Source organism: Ktedonosporobacter rubrisoli (assembly GCF_004208415.1).
Taxonomy (GTDB): Bacteria; Chloroflexota; Ktedonobacteria; order Ktedonobacterales; family Ktedonobacteraceae; genus Ktedonosporobacter; species Ktedonosporobacter rubrisoli.
Window position 1 is genome coordinate 7,480,990 of the sequence record NZ_CP035758.1, and the last position, 21,346, is coordinate 7,502,335.

Consider the following 21,346-nt stretch of genomic DNA (forward strand, 5'->3'; position numbering starts at 1 on the left):
CGTTCTTGTTGTGCAAGCACATCCTGATGATGCTGAACATCTAATGCTCCAAGAATGAAAGTTGCTGCAAAATCTCTATATTATCTATGCTGTATATGTTGATACACGCTGGCAATTGAAATTTTGCTAGCTTGATTTTCATAATCTTGTCATTTTCAAAAGCAACGAAACCAACGTTTACGCGATACTGCCTTTCATTTGCCTCCTCCGCTAAGTCGCTCAGATTAATAGAATCAAAAGAAGCAAAAGAAGCAGAGCTAACTTTGCACTCATATCCCTCCAACTTTTTGCGAGAGATGGAAAGTGCTGCGACATCTACTTCTTGTACAGTAATAGGCCTATGATTCTCTTCAAAGCGTTGGTTATTTAAACATAGCTCACCGGGTTCACAGTATCGGTAGCAAATAAGCTTGCAGACCAACGCCTCAACAATAGCACCTCGCTGATAGTTGATTGACTGCCCTTTTTGATGATATAGCTGCCGTAAGGCCCGGATCAAGGTAGTAACATATTCAGGAGGTGCCACAGATCCCGTTATATCAGAACGGCTTTGGAAAAGACTTAATGCATCTAGAGCCTCCTCGAAGCCTGGTTGATCGCCGGAGGAATATTTTTTGAGGAACATAGCAACTGGCCTGAGAAGATTATGGTCTATTAACAAAGTATCGACAATTGTGCGTACCTGAAAATTTTTATGTGCTGCTTCCATGCCAGGGCTAGATGCAGGAACAAGCTTCATGTCAATCCCCACTTCCTACAAAGGCTTAATATTTATTTTATTTTTCAGTTTCTTGTGAAGGTGTCAGTTGTATCAGAGGCAAAACTACCATAGGAACTTGTAGTCGTGTACATAGGCTGAGGAGTAATTCGCGTGCTGAGGGGAGCATCACGCTAAGGCTTCCTTGTTGTAAAAAATGCTGAACCATTTCTGAGGGAAAGTCCTGTTCATATCTGAAAATTCCTATCAGACTGAAATATATCTCAAAAAGCCGTGGCTCTTGCGGAAATCCTACCCGCACCTCCAGTTGTACTTGCGCTAGCAATCCCTCTGTATCGAGACTTATATTGCTAAGATTCATCTGAGTATGGGCAGTAGAGACTATACTAGTCATATCGACACCTTTATCGAGAGGAAATCGCTTTGCCTCTATCTCTACTGGAAAGATATTTTGTAGCTGTACGGCAAAAAGTGGCAGCGGAATCTGTTGTATTTCTGACGAGGAAGCATCTTCCTCGTCTTTTTGTTTGTTTGCTGGGTCAGGAAACATAAAGCCTCTCAAAAAGCTATGCTATTGTTGGTAAATTTTGGTTAATTGAATCAATGCTAACAGGGTTAGGTAAAGAGCTCTCGTAAGAAAAAGAGCTACTAATTCTCCTGGTAGTTGCGTTCGGGGTTATTGTGATGTGAGTTTGATTATTTACAGTCAAGAATTCTTGTGCTAGCTGCCGGCTATATAACATTGGCAACTCATATATCCAGCTCTGCGCCTCTTCTGCTGTATTGGCTTGAGAGAGCGTATGCAAGCTGAGAGTAATATTGCTCAAGGCAACCAGTTCATCAAGAGATTTAATTAATATCTGTTTGCTAATCCCCATCATCTCGGGGAATTGCTCTATTAGGGCACCCTGTAATGTCTGTATAATCTCTTCTTTATCGATTCCTTCATCCTCCGCCTTTTGCTCAAAGGTTGCCAGGAGATTAAGAAAATGTAGGCCCATTTCGCTGGCAAGCTATTCTGCAATTTTCGTCATTCCTGATAGTTGAAAAGGCTTGGGAAGATGAGAAAGGAACTCTATTATTCGCTTTAGTGCTTCAGGAGATGGATCATGAGGGCGCTTCCACACCTTCTCAAGATGGTTTATGAGCTGTTGCGTTCGTGGCGATAGTTCGTGCTCCTCGTTCTCAAAATGCGATACTTGCTTATCCTGCATAATCTTCTCTCTTCCCTCCAAAAACTCACATATGCTATATACCTATTAATCATATCACACTCTCAATAAAAAAAGTATTAAAGTATAAATCCTTTACTTATCCGCAGCAGGAAAGTAGATAAAGTTTTGTAAAGACTTGTATTGGCTTTTATGGGATGGATAACAATGTCCCGCAGGCTAGCTTGCCTCTTTATTCTCTTCTGTCTGATAGGCTACATGCAGGGCTTGCAGGACTTCGGAGAGAGGAACCATCAGGGGAGATTTATAGCGCTCCGGCTCATGCAAGACCGTTACCCCGTATTCCTGCAGCAGCGCAATGTTTTTACGAAAGGCAGGATGCTTCACCAGATCCATCTTGAGGCAAGGAACTGCCACAATTGGCGGTGTTCCTCTCCCCATGCACTCACAGAGTAGGCTAGCGGCAAGCGTATCGCCAATCCCAAGCGCCCATTTGTTAACCGTATTAAAGGTGACCGGCATGGCCAGAATAGCATTGGCTTTGGGGAGCGGACCGGCTTCCCCTGGTAATTTATAATCTGTACGCACTATATGGCCCGTAAGCTGCTCTAAGGCTGGAATATTGATCCAGCGGGTCGCCTGTGGAGTGGCAATGACGCACACATCCCAGCCCGCCTCTTGCAGGGGCGCAATCAGCTCGTGGGTCTGGCTGGCCGGGGGAGCTGCACAGACAATCAGATAGAGCACTTTCTTCATAGCATTTCCTTAGATAATCCTCAATAGCGCAGAAAATAGCGTACTGAATTTTTAGTTCTCTATAAGCATAACATGCATAATTTAATTTTGTCTAATTCGCTTATGAAAAATTAGGAAGTGTAAAGAGGGAAAAAATATATTTTTGCTTATTATATCGAGCTCCTGAGAGGATAGATATATTACGAGAAGCGATTGCTCTATAATTAGTACTTTTCATTTCAGGGCCCGGATAAATCTTAGTCTCGCATCTTAAAAGCCGCAGATGATATACTTGAGGTATTCTAGATATTTGCATCTTCAGTGACAAAGAAAGAGAGTTATAGGCATGGCAATATCTTCTGTATTGTTGCCTTCCAGTGGCCAACGCGTTCTTGTTGTGCAAGCGCATCCTGATGATGCTGAACATCTTTGTGGCGGAACTATAGCGCTCTTAGCAGCAGAGGGCAAGGAAATCCACTATTTAATGGTAACGCGTGGAGATCAAGGATATGACGATCCTGAGATGACACCGGAACGGTTGTCGATTATTCGTGAGCAAGAGCAGCGGCAAGCGGCTCAAGTGCTTGGTGTGCAAACGGTGACTTTTTTGGAGGGGTATCATGATAGCGAAGTTGAAGCCTCAATGACTTTGAGGCGCGAGCTAACTCTGGCTATACGCCAACAAAAACCAGATACAATTTTTACCTTTGATCCTTGGCGAAAGGATGAGCTTCACCCCGATCATAGAGCGGTAAGTATCTGCACTGTCGATGCTGTAGCCTGTGCGCGTACTTATGTATTTCCTGAGCAACTACAAAACGGTCTCACACCGCATCGTGTGCTTGATATGTACTATTTTGCTACTGATAGACCTAATCATTGGATCGATATTAGTAGCGTCATTGAGCCCAAAAAAGCTGCTCTGCGCTGTCACGAGAGCCAAACAAAACATAAGGATTTGGATAAATGGATACGAGAGAAAGGTCTCGTTGCCGGTATAGAACAGAAACTGAAGTGCGCAGAAGCTTTTCATCACTATGTTGTGTAACAGATAAAAATGTTTTGCGACTACCTTACCAAATGCCGTAATAACCGACGACTCAAAGGCACGCCTTGATCGTAATATGAATATCATGTAAGCTGCTAGCCAGCGCAGCAATCGCCTGCCTGTTCCGCTCATCGTCATCGATAAAGAGAATAGTCTCATAGTTTCTGGCGAAGCCTGTAACGATCTGGGCTTTCCAGCGCGCCGTTTTGAGCTCGCTTTCCGAAGAATCTTTGAAGAAGAATTCAATGGTCTCAAAGCCCGGGCAGTGGTGATAAAACCAGGCTAGCGTGACGTCGCGCGTGAAAGTGGGCCGGCTCGTAACTACAACCACCTTTGCATACTCCTGGACCAGCCGGGTGAGCTCTACTATGCATCCGTCCATCAGCCGATCAAGTGCAAACAGGCCTGCATTGAAAAAGCCTCTTTCGCTATAAAAGAAGTCCCGCATGGCCTTTCTATGTTGTTCACTGGCAACATCGGCGTCTTGAGCCAGGGCGAAGGCCTGAGCCAGCTCTTTAGCTCTCTGAGCATGCAAGGTCATATCGACAATCACGCCGTCAAAATCAACAATGGCAATGCTGCTCATATTTGCCCCAACTCTTTCATCTTGTCGATAAGAATTTCTAAATGTGCCACTTCAGGATTATCTTTGAAGTTCGTATTCTTTAGCTGCCTGTAAAGCTTCTTGATCTGCTGATAGTTAACCTTCGAACGAATAGGTTGAATCACGTGCAATGCTTCCTCTGCCATATAGCATGCCTCTGGATAATCCTTAAGAGCAAAATACGTTTTAGCATATAAAACACGAGTTAATGCAATACGTCGCTGGTTATTGTGATCTGATCGAATGTAAGAGAGTTCCTGAAGCGCATCGTGCGGGAATGAGATGTCGATTAATGATGCTGATCTATCAGTATGAAAACGATCTATTTCTATTTCTAAATAATGGGGGTTCCCATCAGGAGGAGGATAGGTACGTAGCATATTGGCTGCTTTGTCCAATGTACGAAGAGCTTCCAAGCTATCTTGTTTATTCTGTGTCTCCAGTGCAAGGGAACGTCCTAATCCAATTAAAATGCCAGCCTTCATATAGGTAGGAATCTTTTGTGCCAATTTTTCCGCGAGGAGAAAACTTTGAATTGCCTTTTCTCCTTTCCCTTGTTCTAGATAAGTCCATCCTTGCCGATAATAGGCATCAGCTAGAAATTCATAATCCTTATTTTGAGTAGTAAAATAAATGGCACGGTCAAGGTGCTCTATTGTTTGATTAAAAAGGCACTGGTCGCGCATAATACTAGCTGCCATGATATGGTATCTACTTAGAATTTGCGATACCCTTTCTTTATCATGAGAAATCGGCAATATCTGGTACATCTCCGCGATTTCTTTTTGAATTTGTGGTAAATTCTGATGGGTAGTCTTTCTATGATGCGCATTGTAATAACTACGCAGTTGCTCTTCATAGAACGAGATATTAATCGCTGCGGCTTTATTCCCAACTCCGCTCTCCATAGATGTGGAAGAGAGTTGTGGAATCTCAGCTAAACCCAGCAATATTGCTGGAATTTGCAATATTCTGATGAGGACTCGACGGCGTGTGATACTGTCAAGCCCGAGATCTTTCGTTTCCATTAAACAAACTGCTTGTTCTGTTAAACCTAATGCATTCGCTAAATCCTGTTGCGTCCAACATTTACCGTCACTTTTGAATTTTTGCTGCCTGTAATAGCGAATCACTTGTCCGGGTCGAGGAAAGTCATTCTCTCCTGGCTCAAATGAATAATAACCAAGTTCTACCCACCACATAATTTTATGTATTCCTTCCATCCCATAAGTCTACATGATCCACTTACTGCAGTATCAGTATAAGTCAATTTTGTTTTTATTACTACCCATAACTTAAAACTTATTTTAACCATAATTTTTCTATATTCTCAGCATATATCCATCACTGTATCATATTAATCAGCAGTTGGAAGAATAACTTATCTGATGTCTCTTCTGATTTGATTACTTATTTGGAGGGAGCATAACAATGAAGCATGAAGATATATTAGCCAGGCAAACTGTCATAGCAGTATTGGCGCGGCTCAACCAGGCTCATCGAGCTTATAATGTCGCTTTGCCATCGGCTCTGCGCCTACAGATCAAAACAACTTTCTATCAGTGCTATATGTGGCTCTTACGCCAGCGCATCCTCTTTCGTTACGACCAGGTTCAACATTGCTATCTTCTGGACGCTCTTACGTACGTCAGCATGTCCTGAATTCAGTAAAGCTCCTTAATAAAAGAGGTAGCTGGATCGGTAATTATGCGTCGTGAGGAGGTTTTGCCGGCTTGTTAGCCGGGCGAGAAAGTGAGATGTTGATGTGCGGTATGAACGCGCCCTCGCGCCAGGCCATCCTTGTCATCCTTGACCAATTGAGTCGGGCCAAGATTATAGAGCCTGTGGTCCAATGGCCGCAAGAGAAGTATATGCTGGGGCAGACTATCGAGACGTGCGCGGCCTGGCTGGAATATCACAAGATTTCTTATCGCTATGATCCCACGATTTGTATGTACGTCCTGGATACTTCCCGACAGGAGGCGCCAAATACATGAAGCCTGTTTCGCTGATTCCCGCCTCAGTAGATAGCCTGGGCCCGATCCTGATTGCCGACGATTCGCCGACCGTGCGCAAGATCCTGGAGATCACCCTGCGCCGTGCTGGCTATACCGTCTACGCGTTTCCCGATGGAGTGTGCATGCTGCAATGGCTGCGGAATAGCGGAAAGATCCCACCGCTGATCTTTTTGGATCTGGTGATGCCGCGCCTGGATGGCTATCAGGTGGCCACCTGGCTGAGAAAGCAGCCGGCTTTTGCTACAACCGTCCTGGTACTGCATACGCGGCGTAGCGGCCTTCTAGATCGCTTAAAGGCCCGCCTGCTCGGGATCGAGGCTTATCTTACCAAACCCAGCACAACACAAGAGATTCTTGCCCTTGCTGCTTGCTATTGTACATTTCCAGGTCCGCGAACGCCGCGCTAAATTTTGCGCACTACCAAAAGGAGGCCACATATTCTATGGGACAACATCGCGAATATTTATGGATCATCGCGAGCATTCCGACCGGTGCCGATGCCCAGAGCTGGAGACAACTCGTCAAAGTCTATGCAGTCAACGAAGAACAGGCGCGCCAACGGGCCTTTGAGCGCCTTGCTCAGCTCGCTCCCTGGGAATGGCAGTTGGAGCGAGCCGTGTTCTGTCCCCACGGCTTTCTCATGTATCGTCGGCGCTTGCCCGGTTCGCGCCTCGTCGATGACGAGACCGGAGCAATAGTTCAGGAGCCCGAAGACTAGCTCTTGGCTTAATGGATCTGAGCATGGACATGACCTATTTTTAGTTTGAGGTAAATAGAAACATATTTGTAGGCATGATCTGGTGAGGGATGTATGTTATTTGTGCCTTTCCTAAGATTTATATGTCACAGATATGCGTTATACGTGAAAAACATCAAATATGTTCTACAATCAGAATAGCACCGAGATTATCCGTTAGTTCTAGATAAACTAAAGTGCATGCGTAAATAGATGTTGTGACCTACCGTAGATTGGGTAGCAAGGCGAGAGCAGTGCCCATTGCCTTTGTAAAGGAATAGATTCCTGTTTTTTTGAGGTGTTTATCTCAAGCTGAGATGAATACCTCATTATTTATTTACCCTCGTCCTCGGATGAGATAGTATGCATTGGATTACCATTATGCGGCTATTTAGAAACGATCAATAAATTGGCCATCATTTGGGTCAAACTCTGTAATATTAAGGATATGAGAGCTGCCTGTACTCCTTGAGCAAAGCTATATTGATGCAAGTTGGAGCAAGCTCAAGCGGCAGACAGCTCTTTTTGATTTCTAAGACTATTGCCGCCGACACTACTTAGTGTCCCTCGTAAGCTTATCATAGGCACCTGGGAACTCGTCATGGTGTGACGTCTAAAATTCTTGAGAAGGGCTTACATAATAAGGCGGCAAAAATTTTCAAACATGGAGACAGGTATGGATTTGACTCTATGGATAGGTGTTCTAGGTGTTGTGTTTGCTGCACCCACCACTATTGTTGGCATCATACAGCTCTATAAGCTGCTGAAGAAGAAAAGAAATGATGACACGTTTGACTAAACTTATCAGGAATTTTCAATATAGGTGACAAAATGGCAGAGCAGTATCCATTACGATGTGTAAGGGAATGGATGCTGCTCGTTTCGTTTTCTCTGCAACGTACTAGAATGAGCTATTGGTCTTTATGTTATTAAGAAGTGTGTCTATAGATGCAAAAGATACCTCTACGGTGCTGCAGAATGAGGCTAAAAGCCCATAATTATGAGGTTATCTAATGGGAGGAGTATATTTAGGCTGAGAATAGTAACAGAATGTGTTTCGCAAGATAGAGAGTGTGCTGGAAGAAATATATGGAGAAGGCACAAAAAAACTGGCTCGTAGAGCCAGCTTGTGAATGGTGAGCGTGGAGGGGATCGAACCCTCGACAACCCGATTAAAAGTCGGATACTCTACCACTGAGTTACACGCTCATCCCGTTCGACGTATGCTATTGTAGCTTATTTGAAGGCTTTATGCAATAGGTAATATTGTCTAAAACAGGGCTTCGCAAAGTCCGTGAGGAGGCGATGCGATTCTGCTTCTCAAAGTCAGTCAACACGTGGAGGTCCCTGCTGAATGCGCCGGCGCAGATCCTCGATGGGAGGGAAAGACCAGCGGCTCTCGTTCCACCAGGTCGCTCCCGCCTCGGCATAGGGGTGTACGATGGCCCTGGCCCGCTCAGGGTCCTCGCCAGGCGTCTCCCCCTCCTGCACGATGTCGAAAGGCGTGGTCAGGCTGCGATGCTCATCAATATAAGCTTTCATCGCCCTGATATCCTCTGGCGTGATCTCTGCTTGCGCCTCCCCGCTGGCGACTTTGCTCGGAAGCAGCCCATCGTAGCGCAGCACGCGCCGCATCGACTTCTGGCTGGGCCAAGCTCCCACTACCCAGATGGGGATACGCGGCGATTGGACTGGTGGAGGCAGGAAGGTCATTTCTCGACCTTGTAGTGCTTTCCCTGAAAGCTGAATGGCTGGCCGCTCCACAAGCCTGTCAGGATATCAAGGCTTTCATCCAGCAGTTCGGCTCGCTGCTTGCGATCAGTGATTTCTCCAACTTTGGTAAAACCGCCGTCTTCGAGGGCGCCCAATCCAACCGGCAGGACGAGCCGCCCGTTGGAGAGATGGTCCAGCGTCACGGTCTCGCGAGCCAGCTTCCAGGGGCGCCGCCGCGAAGGAGGCGTGAGAATCAAGCCGAGACGTACCCGCTGGGTCCGCAGAGCCATGGCGGCTAGTACAATCCACGGATCGTACATCGGTCCGGCTTCTTTGATGAAGATACCATCCCAGTAAAAGACGCCATCCCATCCGGCTTCTTCTGCCTCGTGAGCCAGTTCGGCAAGCGTGTTGATATCGCCGTGGGGAAGAATGAATCCATAGTGCATAAGATACTGAGCTCCTTTGCGTGCGAAAGAAATCTACGCTCTTGAGGAAGAGCGTACCTTATCCTTCCTGACGTCTTGTGTCATATTTCGCCAAGGATTTCTCACAAGAAGCCTCATTGTCTAAAATGAGGCTGACCGCCAGCTCTGGAAATCTGGCCTGCCCAGAGAAAAAATTTTCAACCTCTGCGGCAAGAATGATTCTCGTCCCCTTGCTTCAGATAATGTGTATCCCATACCTGCTCCTGATGCGTGCTTATATCCAGAGTTATATGTGCCAGGAGAGAGAGGTTAAGGATGCCAGAACATCAAGATAGACCCCTAGTTGGCGTCTCTGTTCTTATCAACAAAGGCGACAGATTTTTAATGATCAAGCGCAACCAGAAGGTGCACGGCGCCGGAACCTGGACCGTGCCAGGCGGGCATCTGGAATTTGGCGAAAGCTTTGCCGAACGTGCTGAGCGTGAGGCCAAAGAAGAGACAGGCGTAGAGATTACCAACGTCAAATTTCGCGTCATCACCAATGATGTCTTCCAGGCCGAGCATAAGCACTATGTGACGGTCTGGATGGAGGCTCAGTATGTCTCGGGGGAGCCACACGTTGACGCGCCCTATGAAGAGACCGAGGTTGGTTGGTTTACCTGGGATTCCTTGCCAGAGCCGCTCTTTTTACCCTTTCAGCATTTGCTAACTGGCGAGACTTTTCCCTCGCAAACAACGCAAGATAGAGTAGGCTCGGCCATCAATATGCCTCATCGGCCCGAATGAGGATAGCCAATCAGTAAGCCTGCTATCATGCTGAAGTACAGAGCTGTGGAAGAGGCGCGGGCCTGCCTATAGCACCTCTTCCCAGATTGATGAAATTTGAATAACTTGCTAAAAAAGTCTTGACGTTCTCGCCGTGACATGTTATATTATGGCCACGCGCCGAGGTAGCTCAGTTGGTAGAGCACAGCACTGAAAATGCTGGTGTCGCCGGTTCGATCCCGGCCTTCGGCACTCAATCAGAGAACCATGTAAGGATACTTTGCATGGTTCTATTTTTTTGTTCTAATAACAATTTCTCAAGCGCAATAGAGTCGTCTCACGGATCTCGCGAATTTATCTTTCCCTATCTTCTTTTGGCCGTCCAGGTGCGTGTACTACTTTCAGGGAGTGGTATGCTTTGATACAGCTTTCTCCGTATCCAGCCTCGCCGTGAGCTCGGTACGTACCTCATAGCTTCTCCCAGTCTGGATCAGCTCTGGTGGCCTCTTGATGAATCAGCTGGGCCCGGCTCAATGTTGTAGAATAAAAGAAACGTAAAAATTAGTTACAGCGTGTAGAGAATAGAAGGAGAGCATGTGCAGAATCGTCCACGAAGGCCACAATTTACTTCGCGTACTGAGAGTGGCAATACGGCCAACGTGACATCGGCCATCGGCATGGAAGAGAGCGCAGGACGTTTACGGGCCAGGCGAAACACTCTTTTCACGCACACGATAATGTGGGTTACTGGATTGATCTGTATTGCCCTGCTGTTAGGGTCATTCGCGCAAGCCTGGTCCAATAGTCGTATTGCTCAACAGGTGCAACAGGAGCGACAGCAGCTCCAGCAGTTGCGAGATCGGCATAATCATCTTGTGCAGATGGAGAAGCGCTATAAAGATCCTGCCGTCATCGAGAGCGAGGCACGCCAGCAACTTGGCTATATTCGTCATGGTGAGCAACCTGTTGTGATTGTCAGCGCAGATGGACAGGGGCAACAAAAGCCGCCTGCTCAGCAGAAAAAGCCCATACAAGGGAATTTCTGGCAAGAGTGGTGGTCTACCTTCTTTGGCAAATAGAGCCCGATAAAGGCACGACATCCCTCTTTGGAGCTTTTCTGACCGTCCCATCTTGGCAAAGGTCCTAAAAAGCTTGACAGTAACGTTATGATGAATATATAACAGTAACAACATAAAGTTGATGTTGGCAAAGTAATAACATTGGAAAAACAAATGAATCAGAAACGCGCTTGTAATGTTATGACCCTCATGATTATGCAGCTCCAGTATTGGCTGGGGCTCCTTGGGGTTTACTTTATAAAGGCGCGTTTCGCTATATAGCCAGATCGTTATTCAAAGCGGAACGCCACAGCGTTTCCGCTTTTTTTATTATTCAAAATTAGCATGTGAACTCATCTCATGATTAAGGAGTGATTGGTAATGCGTCCGTTAGTTGGTATTCCCTGCAGAGCGGGGGTAAGCACTGATCCCGAAACGCCTGACAGGCCCATTTACTTTAATAATAGAGCCTATATTCATGCAGTGGAGCATGCCGGGGGAGTGCCTATACTCATTCCTCTCCTGGACGACCTCAGTGGCCTGGAGGCCCTTCGTACTCGCCTTGATGGCCTGTTACTCTCGGGTGGTATAGATGTCGATCCGAAATATTATCATGAGAATCCCCATCACAAGCTGGGAGCCACAGACTGCCAGCTTGATGAGCTAGAACTGAGCCTGGCCCGCTGGGCCTTCGAGCAGAACGTGCCCACGCTCGGTATCTGCCGAGGCATGCAGGTTATTAATGTCGCGCTCGGTGGCACGCTTTACCAAGATCTGCAGGAGGAGTATCCGGAAAGCTTGAGACATGCGAACTGGGACCGACCGCGCAATACGATTATCCATCAGCTGCGTGTTGAGCGCGGTAGCCATATGGAGGAATTGTTGGGCGCGCTTGAAGTCCCGGCAAATAGCTTGCACCATCAGGCCATCAAAGAAGCAGGAAAGGGTGTGCGCATCACTGGTTATGCCGAAGATGGCGTAATAGAGTTATTAGAAGTGCCCGAACACCGCTTTATGGTCGCCGCTCAGTGCCATCCCGAAGAATTATATAAAGAACATCAGCCCTGGGCGCGTTACTTCCAGGCCTTCATTGAGGCCTGTAGTGTGAAGAGCGTGCGTCAGTTTGTGGCGAAGGAGCCAGTTCTCGTCGCAGAAGCCTCTTAGGCTCCTTTACTATAGTGAAGCGCAACGAGGGGGGTAACTCCTCGTTGCGCCTGGTACAACTGTCTGGAATTGACAATTAATCCGAAGAGCCAGACGACTCCGCCATAAATCCTCGAACGTTAACCTGAAGGCCCCAACAAGTTAACTGGCGTAGCGTGCATAAGAGAAAAGATGCTTCAACAGGGTTTCGGGCCACTCGATGTTTTTGCTCAGTTAGAACGAGACAGCTTTTCATCGCCTCGGAATCACGTGAAGATTGCCCAGACCTACCCTTTGTTATCACCCTGCACACGTCCTCACCATGTACTTTCTCTCCAATACAGCTTCGTCGCTGTGATCCTCTCGGCTGAATCCTTGACAGCCTGGAAGTGAGCGCCTATAATTGTGACTGACTAAATCAGTCACAAAATGAGAAGGAGGATAGTGATGCCTCGAACAGCAGAGGCGAAGCAACGCATTCGCGAAGAGCAACGTGCACATATCTTGGAAGCGGCCAAACGTGTCTTTGCGCGGAAAGGTCTGGCGGCAACCGTGGATGATGTTGCCATTGAGGCTGGGGTCAGTCATGGATTGGCCTATCGGTACTTTGCCAACAAGGAAGCCATTTTTTCCGCGCTCACCAAGCAAGCTCTGCAAGCTCCCTCTGCGGATCTGCAACGCGTTCGAGACATGCCGGGGACGCCAGGAGAACGTTTGAAATGGCTGCTTTCAGCATTTGTAGCAAGTCGGCAACAGCCCGAATCTTTCCTGCTTTTGGGTCAGGTCCTCAGTTCTCAGACGGCACCAGACGAGCTCCGCGAGTTGGTACGCCAGCGGAGCCAGGATTTACAAAGCACGTTAAGGCAACTGATCGTCGAGGGCCAGGAGACATTCGAGGTAGCAGCAGGTGATCCCGACCAACTCGTGAGAGCTCTTTTCGCCTGTGTTGACGGCTTACCTAGATGGGCTGTGTATGATCCTGAACACTACCACGAACATTTTCCCGATGCTGAGATTTTTTGGCGTCTGCTCAAACCGTAGCGTGTCTCCTGTTGCTCGTCTTCCACAGTGGGCGGAGCGCGCGTTGAGAAACGCAGAGAGCAATGGGCATATTCTTTTGAGAGAGAAACGAAACGGAGAAAATGGAATGAGTTCAACGAAAAGCGACACCTTGCGCGTGCCTGGCGCACAACTCGCCTACGAGGTCCGCGGCTCTGGCCCCGTCCTGCTTTTGATCCATGGTGGCGGTGGTGATGCCCGGGCCTTCAATGGCATTGCCAGGTACCTCGAAAGAAGGTATACCGTGGTGACCTACGATCGCAGGGGCCTCTCCCGCAGCACGCCCGACGATCCAGAAGAAGAGCAGCATGTTGAGGTGCACAGTGACGACGCCCATCATCTGCTGGCAACAGTCACATCCGAACCGGCGTATGTATTTGGGAGCAGCGGCGGCGCTGTCGTCGGACTCGACCTGGTTGCACGCTATTCCCACCAAGTGCGCACGCTGATCGCGCACGAGCCCCCATCTCATCTGGTGTCTGGACTAGAAGAGCGCCATGATAGCATCCGAGCAATCGCTCACCGTGAGGGTGCGACTTCGGCGATGCAGCAATTCATGGCACAGATCGGGGTGACCTACGACGACCGGGAGCTAGATGCCGACCTCCCGGAACAAGGAGAACGACCAAGCCAGAACACTATGTTCTTACTGGAGCGGGAATTTGCCATGTACGACCGCTACCGGTTCGATTTCACCGCACTGAGATCCGCCTCGATCCAAACCCGGATCGTGATTGCCGCAGGATCGAGTGGACGAGCGTATGTCGGATACCAGAGTGCTGTCGCAATGGCGGCCAAGCTCGGAACGGCTGTTGTGGAGTTTCCCGGGCATCATGTGGGCTACGTGAGTCATCCCAAGGCCTTCGCCGCAAAATTGCAAGAGATGCTTGACGAGACACCTCTCCCGTAAGGTACGAGGGTGACTACGTGCCACGGCGTCATGTAGACATGTGGTCACTCCCGCCAAAGTCCTGGTCATAGAACGTAGCACATCCAGTGTTGTTGATACAACAGAACCCGTCCCGAAGTCACGCGGCGCAGAGGAGTATCAACAGCGACAATGGAAAGCCTAAGAGACCAGCAATCAAGAGCAGCGCAAGTGTGAGCGCTATTGCCAGGAACAGCGCAATTTGTTGCGTGCTTTAGAAGATGTTACCACAAATGAGTGAAACATGTATGAGGTAGATAACGGCAAAGGTCAGGTGATGACAGTCTTCAAAGTAGCTTTGGTGAATCTGGTGATGGGGACCCGCGACCTGGAACTGGTTGGCAGCCTTTTTCCATCTGCCAGGGATAGTCAAGCGGGCACAAGATACCGTAGAGGTAATTACTTTGATCTTTCAATGACAAGCGGTACAATCAGGATCTGGAAGCGCTTTGTGAGCGGGTGAATGTTTGCGCTCCACGTTAGCCTGACGGACGTCGTTTGCATTTTTCATTGCAGGTCAATGACCTGGTGCATCCCATTCTAGATGTGCAAAGACGTCGAGCGGCATGAAACCTTGCTCAAGTACCCAGGAGTGGAGCTTACGCTCTAGAAGTAGTATTTCGCTCAAAAATAGTGTATACTTAACACTAACAAATTCACTGGAAAACAAGCAGCTATAGCAGTCGAGCTTTTAGGGGAATAAGCTGTACCTGCAGGAGAAGTTGTCACAAGTTCCACTATTGGCTGAAATGAACAGCTTTACGATTCTGAGAGGGGAGAACTCGTCCCGTGTTGCTTGAACTAGCTATCGGTGATGCCTATGGGGCTGGCTTTGAATATGTAGATCCAGAGATGATTCGCCGGCAGAACAACCTTTCCCATTATGTAAAACATCCCAGGCATGCCATCCGGCCCGGTTGCTATACTGATGACACACAAATGTGGGATTAGACACAATCAAGCGCTTCTCAGCTGGACTTGCTAGGCGAAATGGCCGCTTAAAGGGTAGTGGTTTAGAACATATTCCCTACCCTTTAGGCGCTTTTGCACGCGCCCCCACCCCTCCCACCCGTGCTCTTCCTACCTATTTTTGCACTCTTCTCATTTTACGATACACAAACACAGGTATCCCACCCCAAACGCTTCTCTTCTCCCTTGCACGACGAGGAGAATAACGTCCCATTTTTCTAGCATGTCCGTCAATCACCAGTGAAACTATCTTCTCACTCTCCCTCTATTCTCTCGTAGGCCGCTCATCTGTTTCTACTCTACCTCTTCGACCATCTCTCTACCATCTCTCACATTCCACTTATTTTTCTTGGCTTCACAAAAATTCTGTCCGAAACAGGAGATACTTCCCAGAAAAGCCATTACGCATGATGACTTACTTCACCATTGATATACTATACTATTTAGAATGAATGAGTTCGTTTGTGATGGAGTACGATCATATGCAGGAACGCGCACGCCGACGAGACGCCGGGATGCTACAAGTCACCGAGCGTGATATTCTCGCCCTTACCTGGATTGCTGAACAATATTGTATGAGTTACGACCAGCTGCAGCGTTTACTAGCCCTCCTTTCACCTGCTACGCCCAAACGCCCTGAGAAGGTTGCCCCCTCAACTGCTCAGAACGCCGTTGAGCGCTGGTTACAACTCGGCTATATCGATCTGCCTCACAAGGTTATTAGAGAGCATTCTACCTATGTTTGGCTTAGCCGTAAAGGGCTCAGAGAACTAGCCTTGCCCTATGCCTACTACCAGCCCAAACCATCGACCGTTCGCCATCTCTATGCGGTAAACACTATCCGTCTCCATTTGCAACGTGCCGCTCTGTCGATTGAGTGGAACGCACAACGGGCCATCAGGCTCCATACCAAGGAGCGCCCTTTACCCGATGCTGAACTACGTGGCCGATCTTCCCCTCTTATCGCTTTACGGGTGATCGAACAACCACGACTTACGATGCTCATGCTTCAAGACGAGCTGACGACAGTGAAGGCGCTTGCCTCTCGTTATCCCCGGCTCTGGTACTTTGTTCCTGCGCAGGTACAAGAACCTTTGCTAACTGCTATTCGTCAACACGAGGGGAGCGGTTACGTCTCTCAGTCCTCTCATGGGCTGCTCTCTGATTATATTGTCTGGTACAGCCTTGAAGCCCAGCAAATAGCGAGGCAGGAGTAAGCCCAAGATGTGTGGATTTTGTACCTATCTTCCCCCAACATTTCAGCATTTCCCGAACCGATTCGGCGCACCACCCGCAGGTGCAACCACGTTGCGACGGGTAGTGCAAGATAAACCACTCCCCACCTTTGTGTATTTCCTGTGGACGTTCCGAGGGGCCAGGCTTGAGCAGCCAGAGGAGCATGTGTATTTTTTGTGTACTCTTGCAGGTGCTTACACATTGTTTGTGTACGGGGCATGGTACACTAGTGCAGAGGGAAAGCGAGCTTTTTTATGGCTGATAAACGCGTAGATGCATGGATACCGGAAGAATTAAAACAGTACCTTGCCGAACGGGCAGAAAGAGAAAATAGAGGTATGAATGGGCTATTAGCCGACCTCATACGCCAGGAACAAGCCAGGGAGCAGGGAAGCATCATTGAACAGCAATCGCTTCCCATCATCCGAGAGATTGTCAGCTCTGAGCTACGTCAGCAGCTTGCCGGGGTACGTCGTCAACTCCGTGAGGAGATCGTCAGTGAAGTGACTGATGAAGTGAAAGACACCTCTCTGAAACATGCCAATCGGCTTGCCGGGCTCATTGTGCGTACGGCACGAGATAGTGCTATTGCACGACGCTTGCTCTATGTCGTCCTTGCCAAAGCCTATGGCCCAGACTTTGCCCTGAAGGCGTATGAAGACGCCCGCGAGAAGGCGGGCCAGGAGCTTGCGAAACGACCTGCCAGAGAGAAAGCAGAGGATGAAGCATGACCCAAGATGAGCTCGACGCACTCGAAGCCAGCGTCCAAACCATAGGATGGGAACGCGTGACACTTTCCCCCTCACAGGCAGAGGTGCAAGCCCTTGATCAACAGGTACCTCCTGAATGGCTTCAACCGCTGGAAAGAGATTTCAGCCAGGAGGAAGTACAAGCGTTGCTGCAGGCCCCGCTTGAGATACCAGAAGGGGATATTGAAGAAAACGCGCGTCAAGCTCTTAACGAGTTAGGAGTAGATGTCCAAGAGATCATGCAAGAGCTTGATCAGGCCCCGACCCTAGAGGTACCTTCTGATCTAGACCCGGATCACGATTGGGGGAGATAGTATTGTATGGCCTTGCCGCCGCTACCTGTGGTCAAAGGGCGCTATGTTTCAGGCAGAAATCTACAGGTCGCCCGTAAACATCTCTCGGCACATCTGAAGTATGCACAATACCGCAAGCGTGGAGAGCACGAGAGCAAGGAAGACCGCTACCTGTTTAGTCAGGACCATGACCGCGTAGACCGGAAGGAGGCAGTACAAGAGGTGATGGAGCATACCAGCAGGAGCGTGAGCTATCACAAAATCATCTTTTCCCCCAGCGAACAGGAACGCATTGAGGACTTTCGCCAATGGGTACGCGATCAGATGCGCGAATTGCAGGAGCGCAAAGGCGTTCGCCTCCATTGGTATGCTCTTGTACACGCCCATGACCGCGAGCAGACCAACGAGCCGCATGTCCATGTCGTTCTTGCCGGAGCCGGAGAAGACGTCCAGACGGGCGAACGCACAACCGTCAGGATGGAGAAGGAAGATTACGCCTTTCTCCGTGAGCAAGGCCGCGAGCAAGGAAACTTTGTCTTTTACCACGAACTAGAGACGGCAGTGCAGAATCTTGATGCGCACGATACGCTCGGGCACGAACATCCGATCCCTGCATTTCCCAGTAGGAGCGATGAACGACACGAAGATGCGGGAAAGGCGCACTAAGAGCAGAGGAGAAGCACACATGGAACTCTTTTGCCTATTTGGATTGGTAATGGTTGGCTTCACCTGCTTTGCCATCGTCATGGCGATTCGACAAGCAGGCAGGAAGCAGTACTATCCTCTCTCGACCTTTGGTACCGCTCATTTTGCCTCTTCCCAGGAAGCTGCGGACCTTTTACCATCCCCGGACCAATTGCGCACCCAGTCGTATTTACTGCTTGGCACCTATGGTGCTCAACTTGCCGCACTCTCACAAAAGAGCCAGGAAAGTCATGTCCTGCTTGTTGCCCCAACAGGACAAGGCAAGACATCAGGCATTATGCTTCCAGGAATACTCACGGAAAGCGGGCACCGCTCTTTATTCATCAACGATACCAAAGGGGAACTCATCGGGCAATGCTTGGGATGGTTGAGCAAGCACCATCAGTGTTTTGTACTCAGTCCTACCAGACCCCAAAGCAGCCATCACTATAACCCACTGGCCCATGTGGCTGATATGGAAGATGCGGAGGACGTTGCGGCAGCACTGGTTATGAATACAGGAGAATCACAAGAGCCATTCTGGGATAATGCCTCACGCTTGTTACTGACTGCAGCCATTCTGCACCTCAAAGAGACGACCGCGCAAGCTCCATTTAGCAGCCTTGTCCAGATGCTTACCGGGAGCACGGTTGCAGATCTGCAACAACTCCTTTTACAAAGCCCCTCATTGCTCGCACGTGCGGCGGCCTCTTCCTTTGTGCAAAGCCTCTCCTTAAACGAGCGCTTAGCGGGCTCTATCATGGTGGAACTGGCAACTCGTTTGTATAGCATGAATAATCCCGCCCTTGTCGCTATTACCAGTGATGACGAGATCGATTTTGACCAGTTTCTTCACACGCCAACGGCCATCTTTTTATCCATCCCAGCCAGCCAGGCCAAACGCTTAAAATGGTTCAGTGCTCTGTTCATGATGCAACTCATGAAGCATCTCACGCGCCGAGCTGAGGAGGCAGCCGATAAGCGCTTAGCACGCCCAGCCGCCTTGTACTTAGATGAATTTGGCAATCAGACGATTCCACACTTTCCCGCCTATATTTCCCTGGTCCGCAGCGCAGGGATAGCACTTCTTATGGCGATCCAGAGCCATGATCAACTGCTAGAAGCCTATGGAGAGGCAGGAAAGAACACTATTCTTGCCAATGCGACAACCCATATCGTGTTCCCTGGATGCGGTTTGCCCGAGACCACCTATTACTCAGAGCGATTAGGCGAGATGACCGTTGCTGTCATCTCAAAAAGTTATCAGGACACGCCCTTCTCACCGACGACAACCAACTACGGACAAGCACAACGGCGATTGATGACTAGTGATGAAATACGCCGTTTACCAACCCGTCATCTCTTAGTGATCACAGAAAATATGGCTCCATGCATTGTGCGTAATTTTGCCTATTTCGAGGTGCCACAGATCAAGCAACGCGCTGGATTGCCCTATATGCTGCCCTCACGTATGCAGACACCTCTTTCCCAAGGAACGCTATCCCCAGGTTCGCAGCCAGCGTCACCAGGCACGCCACAACCATCAAGGAATCCTCAACAGTTCTTTTTACCCTAGAGGACATCTTTTCTTGACGGCAGGTTCGTCATAGTCCTGGGACACTCTATCTAGATCGACTGCTCATAACATTCATTGGAAGAAAGAAGATGGTTGAGGAAAAGAGAGACCAAAAAGCCCGATAGTTTTTCAGGCTATCGGGCTCACACAAGCACCCACTGAAGAGGTTCCTATTGGGGGGCAAGCGTAAGAAATGAGCGTTGTTGCCACAGCAAGTCTTCCCCATAAAGCAGACGATCAGCAGGACCTTGCAGAAATAGCAAGTGAGGCATAATACATGATTTGAGAAGTAAGAGTGCATGAGCATCTTGCATGTTTGTGAGAAGATGTGGCACCTCATCTTGAGGAACGATGCGCCCGGAACCCTGAATGTGGACACGCCAATGGGTTCCACCCCACGTTTCATACGTGATCCATGCTTGCTCTGGGTCTTCGATGAGCGCAAGCACATGCTGATGAATCGCCTGTCGATCTACCACAAGGGAAATGGTTTCCGTCTGTTGCTGCTGGGTTCTCTCAGCTCTCTTTTTCTTTTTCTTAGGTTCGAATGGGCCGCTCATGCTTTTCCCTCATCCTCTCTCGTAGAAACTCATAGGTCAGAAGCGGGCCGAGATACGCATATCCCGTGAGGGACTCGACTGCGACACGTACCCGCTGAGCGTCTGCCGCAAAGACTGGCAAGTCAGACCATATTCGCCACACAGTAATGACCCTTACCCCTGAGAGCCGTGCTATCGCGACCCAGGTCAGATGATGCCGCTCCATGTAGGCGCGAAAGGTATCATTGAGCGGCAATGGGAGCGTCTCTTGTTGGCTGATATCAAGCTCCATCGTCCCTAACTTTCCCCTCATTACGCGATCATAGGCACATCATAATGTGACACACTTTCCTTCCTCCCTTCTAACTCTTTTCTCTTCCTCCACAGAAGCACAGCAGCCCATTCAAGGAGGGAAATCTTGAGAGGAGGACGCGGAGTAAGCACGCGCAATAAATTGAGGAGCAGCAGCAGGCCCTACCCGCTTTATGACTTGCTCGTGTAATGCGTGTAAGTTTTCTAGCCGCTCATTGATAAAATCGTGTCGCGCAGTCCCATACGCCAGCCCCGTTAGTGCCCATTGAGCCGCTTGATATTCCTGGTCAATACGTTGTAAAAGATCTGCAATTTCACTTTCTGCCAAGATGCGCTATCCTTTCCATATGCTATGGTGTCGTCTTGTTCCTACTTGCCTCTTCTTTTGATTCTTCAAGCCGATCCTAAGTACCTATAACTATCTTTCCATACTTAGTCATTCATACTTAAAAGTCTACGGCTAATTCCATTTACATAGTCCTTCTGGTAGGATGGACCAAAATGTCTAAGGGATAGGAACCTGAATGCTTCGACTAAGAGTCAAAGAGCTTGCAGAGGAACATGGCTATAATATGTCTAGCCTCTCGCGTGCCTCAGATGTAAGCTTTACCACCATCAAGCGCTATTTTAGAAATCCATATTCCTATGCGAATACGGACACGCTTGAAAAAATCGCGCTGACTCTTGGGGTAGAGGTAGGCGATTTGATTGAGCGCGTTCCAGATACAGAAATTACAAGCAACCAGTGAAATACCGTCCTGTATGACAACTCCCTTTTTGTTGCTAGTGAATTGTCCAACACGAAGAGTACCATACTTAAAGCCTCTCGCAAAGGCTTGTCGCGGCAACATGCATTTGTATAC

The 21,346-nt window shown here is 48.7% G+C and carries 28 protein-coding genes, 2 tRNA genes and 1 pseudogene; 20 read left to right on the forward strand and 11 right to left on the reverse strand.

What is annotated here, in order from left to right; translation table 11 throughout:
• Positions 1 to 40: 40 nt before the first annotated feature.
• The 3 genes from EPA93_RS32480 to EPA93_RS32490 form a co-directional block, all read right to left on the reverse strand.
• Positions 41 to 739 (reverse strand): hypothetical protein, encoded by a 699-nt coding sequence (locus tag EPA93_RS32480; RefSeq protein WP_129891502.1) that lies wholly within the window; start codon positions 737 to 739, stop codon positions 41 to 43.
• A 545-nt stretch (positions 740 to 1,284) separates the two neighbouring features.
• A complete protein-coding gene (locus EPA93_RS32485) occupies positions 1,285 to 1,719 on the reverse strand; it encodes a hypothetical protein (protein ID WP_129891503.1) in 435 nt (144 codons plus the stop codon).
• A gap of 390 nt (positions 1,720 to 2,109) precedes the next feature.
• Positions 2,110 to 2,646, reverse strand: a complete 537-nt coding sequence (locus EPA93_RS32490) for a flavoprotein (protein WP_129891504.1) — start codon at positions 2,644 to 2,646, stop codon at positions 2,110 to 2,112.
• Between the two features lie 325 nt (positions 2,647 to 2,971).
• Between EPA93_RS32490 and EPA93_RS32495 the strand changes: the two genes are divergently transcribed.
• Positions 2,972 to 3,673 carry a PIG-L deacetylase family protein gene (locus EPA93_RS32495; protein ID WP_129891505.1) on the forward strand — a complete coding sequence of 234 codons (702 nt, stop codon included), beginning with the start codon at positions 2,972 to 2,974 and terminating at the stop codon, positions 3,671 to 3,673.
• Positions 3,674 to 3,725: 52 nt separating this feature from the next.
• Here the strand turns inward: EPA93_RS32495 and EPA93_RS32500 are convergent, their stop codons facing one another.
• Positions 3,726 to 4,259, reverse strand: coding sequence for an HAD family hydrolase (locus EPA93_RS32500; RefSeq protein ID WP_129891506.1), 534 nt, complete (start codon positions 4,257 to 4,259; stop codon positions 3,726 to 3,728).
• On the reverse strand, positions 4,256 to 5,479 hold the full coding sequence (locus EPA93_RS32505) for a tetratricopeptide repeat protein (protein ID WP_129891507.1): 1,224 nt from the start codon (positions 5,477 to 5,479) through the stop codon (positions 4,256 to 4,258). Before EPA93_RS32505 ends, EPA93_RS32500 begins: the two co-directional genes overlap by 4 nt.
• A 229-nt stretch (positions 5,480 to 5,708) precedes the next feature.
• Here EPA93_RS32505 and EPA93_RS32510 point away from each other — a divergent pair, with 229 nt between their 5' ends.
• The 5 genes from EPA93_RS32510 (at position 5,709) to EPA93_RS50520 (ending at position 7,830) form a co-directional block, all read left to right on the forward strand.
• Positions 5,709 to 5,939, forward strand: a complete 231-nt coding sequence (locus tag EPA93_RS32510; protein ID WP_129891508.1) for a hypothetical protein — start codon at positions 5,709 to 5,711, stop codon at positions 5,937 to 5,939.
• Between the two features lie 71 nt (positions 5,940 to 6,010).
• On the forward strand, positions 6,011 to 6,274 hold the full coding sequence (locus EPA93_RS32515) for a hypothetical protein (RefSeq protein WP_129891509.1): 264 nt from the start codon (positions 6,011 to 6,013) through the stop codon (positions 6,272 to 6,274).
• Positions 6,271 to 6,702: a response regulator gene (locus tag EPA93_RS32520; RefSeq protein WP_129891510.1), complete on the forward strand. Its 432-nt coding sequence runs from the start codon at positions 6,271 to 6,273 to the stop codon at positions 6,700 to 6,702. Before EPA93_RS32515 ends, EPA93_RS32520 begins: the two co-directional genes overlap by 4 nt.
• A 35-nt stretch (positions 6,703 to 6,737) precedes the next feature.
• The gene (locus tag EPA93_RS32525) at positions 6,738 to 7,013 is read left to right on the forward strand and encodes a hypothetical protein (protein WP_129891511.1); all 276 of its coding nucleotides are present in this window, start codon (positions 6,738 to 6,740) and stop codon (positions 7,011 to 7,013) included.
• Positions 7,014 to 7,707: 694 nt separating this feature from the next.
• Entirely contained in the window at positions 7,708 to 7,830 is a 123-nt protein-coding gene (locus EPA93_RS50520) for a hypothetical protein (protein ID WP_277988682.1), read from the forward strand.
• Positions 7,831 to 8,165: 335 nt separating this feature from the next.
• Here the strand turns inward: EPA93_RS50520 and EPA93_RS32530 are convergent.
• The 3 genes from EPA93_RS32530 to EPA93_RS50025 all read right to left on the reverse strand — a co-directional run bounded on the left by EPA93_RS32530 (position 8,166) and on the right by EPA93_RS50025 (position 9,193).
• Positions 8,166 to 8,240, reverse strand: a tRNA-Lys gene (locus tag EPA93_RS32530).
• 117 nt (positions 8,241 to 8,357) lie between these two features.
• Positions 8,358 to 8,744 (reverse strand): hypothetical protein, encoded by a 387-nt coding sequence (locus EPA93_RS50020; protein WP_242527184.1) that lies wholly within the window; start codon positions 8,742 to 8,744, stop codon positions 8,358 to 8,360.
• Complete coding sequence (locus EPA93_RS50025) at positions 8,741 to 9,193, reverse strand: LLM class flavin-dependent oxidoreductase (RefSeq protein WP_242527185.1); 453 nt, start codon at positions 9,191 to 9,193, stop codon at positions 8,741 to 8,743. Before EPA93_RS50025 ends, EPA93_RS50020 begins: the two co-directional genes overlap by 4 nt.
• 294 nt (positions 9,194 to 9,487) lie before the next feature.
• Between EPA93_RS50025 and EPA93_RS32540 the strand changes: the two genes are divergently transcribed.
• The 13 genes and pseudogenes from EPA93_RS32540 to EPA93_RS32600 all read left to right on the forward strand — a co-directional run bounded on the left by EPA93_RS32540 (position 9,488) and on the right by EPA93_RS32600 (position 19,632).
• Positions 9,488 to 9,958 (forward strand): nucleotide triphosphate diphosphatase NUDT15, encoded by a 471-nt coding sequence (locus EPA93_RS32540; protein WP_129891512.1) that lies wholly within the window; start codon positions 9,488 to 9,490, stop codon positions 9,956 to 9,958.
• A 158-nt stretch (positions 9,959 to 10,116) separates the two neighbouring features.
• Positions 10,117 to 10,189: transfer RNA gene (locus tag EPA93_RS32545), tRNA-Phe, on the forward strand.
• Between the two features lie 344 nt (positions 10,190 to 10,533).
• A complete protein-coding gene (locus EPA93_RS32550) occupies positions 10,534 to 11,016 on the forward strand; it encodes a septum formation initiator family protein (RefSeq protein WP_129891513.1) in 483 nt (160 codons plus the stop codon).
• 360 nt (positions 11,017 to 11,376) lie between these two features.
• Positions 11,377 to 12,159, forward strand: coding sequence for a gamma-glutamyl-gamma-aminobutyrate hydrolase family protein (locus EPA93_RS32555; protein WP_129891514.1), 783 nt, complete (start codon positions 11,377 to 11,379; stop codon positions 12,157 to 12,159).
• 426 nt (positions 12,160 to 12,585) lie between these two features.
• A complete protein-coding gene (locus EPA93_RS32560) occupies positions 12,586 to 13,179 on the forward strand; it encodes a TetR/AcrR family transcriptional regulator (RefSeq protein ID WP_165423543.1) in 594 nt (197 codons plus the stop codon).
• Positions 13,180 to 13,285: 106 nt separating this feature from the next.
• Complete coding sequence (locus tag EPA93_RS32565; protein ID WP_129891516.1) at positions 13,286 to 14,107, forward strand: alpha/beta fold hydrolase; 822 nt, start codon at positions 13,286 to 13,288, stop codon at positions 14,105 to 14,107.
• A gap of 262 nt (positions 14,108 to 14,369) precedes the next feature.
• Positions 14,370 to 14,588, forward strand: coding sequence for a hypothetical protein (locus EPA93_RS32570; protein WP_129891517.1), 219 nt, complete (start codon positions 14,370 to 14,372; stop codon positions 14,586 to 14,588).
• Between the two features lie 326 nt (positions 14,589 to 14,914).
• A pseudogene (locus EPA93_RS32575) lies at positions 14,915 to 15,067 on the forward strand (ADP-ribosylglycohydrolase family protein); the annotation flags it as partial.
• 509 nt (positions 15,068 to 15,576) lie between these two features.
• Positions 15,577 to 16,311, forward strand: a complete 735-nt coding sequence (locus tag EPA93_RS32580) for a replication-relaxation family protein (RefSeq protein WP_129891519.1) — start codon at positions 15,577 to 15,579, stop codon at positions 16,309 to 16,311.
• Positions 16,312 to 16,584: 273 nt separating this feature from the next.
• Positions 16,585 to 17,061, forward strand: a complete 477-nt coding sequence (locus tag EPA93_RS32585) for a hypothetical protein (RefSeq protein ID WP_129891520.1) — start codon at positions 16,585 to 16,587, stop codon at positions 17,059 to 17,061.
• Positions 17,058 to 17,393, forward strand: coding sequence for a hypothetical protein (locus EPA93_RS32590; RefSeq protein ID WP_129891521.1), 336 nt, complete (start codon positions 17,058 to 17,060; stop codon positions 17,391 to 17,393). Before EPA93_RS32585 ends, EPA93_RS32590 begins: the two co-directional genes overlap by 4 nt.
• Before the next feature lie 6 nt (positions 17,394 to 17,399).
• Positions 17,400 to 18,038: a hypothetical protein gene (locus tag EPA93_RS32595; RefSeq protein ID WP_129891522.1), complete on the forward strand. Its 639-nt coding sequence runs from the start codon at positions 17,400 to 17,402 to the stop codon at positions 18,036 to 18,038.
• Positions 18,039 to 18,057: 19 nt separating this feature from the next.
• Positions 18,058 to 19,632, forward strand: a complete 1,575-nt coding sequence (locus tag EPA93_RS32600; protein WP_165423544.1) for a type IV secretory system conjugative DNA transfer family protein — start codon at positions 18,058 to 18,060, stop codon at positions 19,630 to 19,632.
• Positions 19,633 to 19,802: 170 nt separating this feature from the next.
• Here EPA93_RS32600 and EPA93_RS32605 read toward each other — a convergent pair whose 3' ends face one another.
• From EPA93_RS32605 to EPA93_RS32615, 3 genes are all read right to left on the reverse strand, one after another.
• Positions 19,803 to 20,192 (reverse strand): hypothetical protein, encoded by a 390-nt coding sequence (locus EPA93_RS32605; protein ID WP_129891524.1) that lies wholly within the window; start codon positions 20,190 to 20,192, stop codon positions 19,803 to 19,805.
• Positions 20,170 to 20,463, reverse strand: a complete 294-nt coding sequence (locus EPA93_RS32610; protein WP_129891525.1) for a hypothetical protein — start codon at positions 20,461 to 20,463, stop codon at positions 20,170 to 20,172. Before EPA93_RS32610 ends, EPA93_RS32605 begins: the two co-directional genes overlap by 23 nt.
• A gap of 111 nt (positions 20,464 to 20,574) precedes the next feature.
• Positions 20,575 to 20,811 carry a hypothetical protein gene (locus tag EPA93_RS32615; RefSeq protein WP_129891526.1) on the reverse strand — a complete coding sequence of 79 codons (237 nt, stop codon included), beginning with the start codon at positions 20,809 to 20,811 and terminating at the stop codon, positions 20,575 to 20,577.
• A 196-nt stretch (positions 20,812 to 21,007) separates the two neighbouring features.
• Here EPA93_RS32615 and EPA93_RS32620 point away from each other — a divergent pair, with 196 nt between their 5' ends.
• A complete protein-coding gene (locus tag EPA93_RS32620; RefSeq protein ID WP_129891527.1) occupies positions 21,008 to 21,232 on the forward strand; it encodes a helix-turn-helix domain-containing protein in 225 nt (74 codons plus the stop codon).
• Positions 21,233 to 21,346 lie beyond the last annotated feature (114 nt).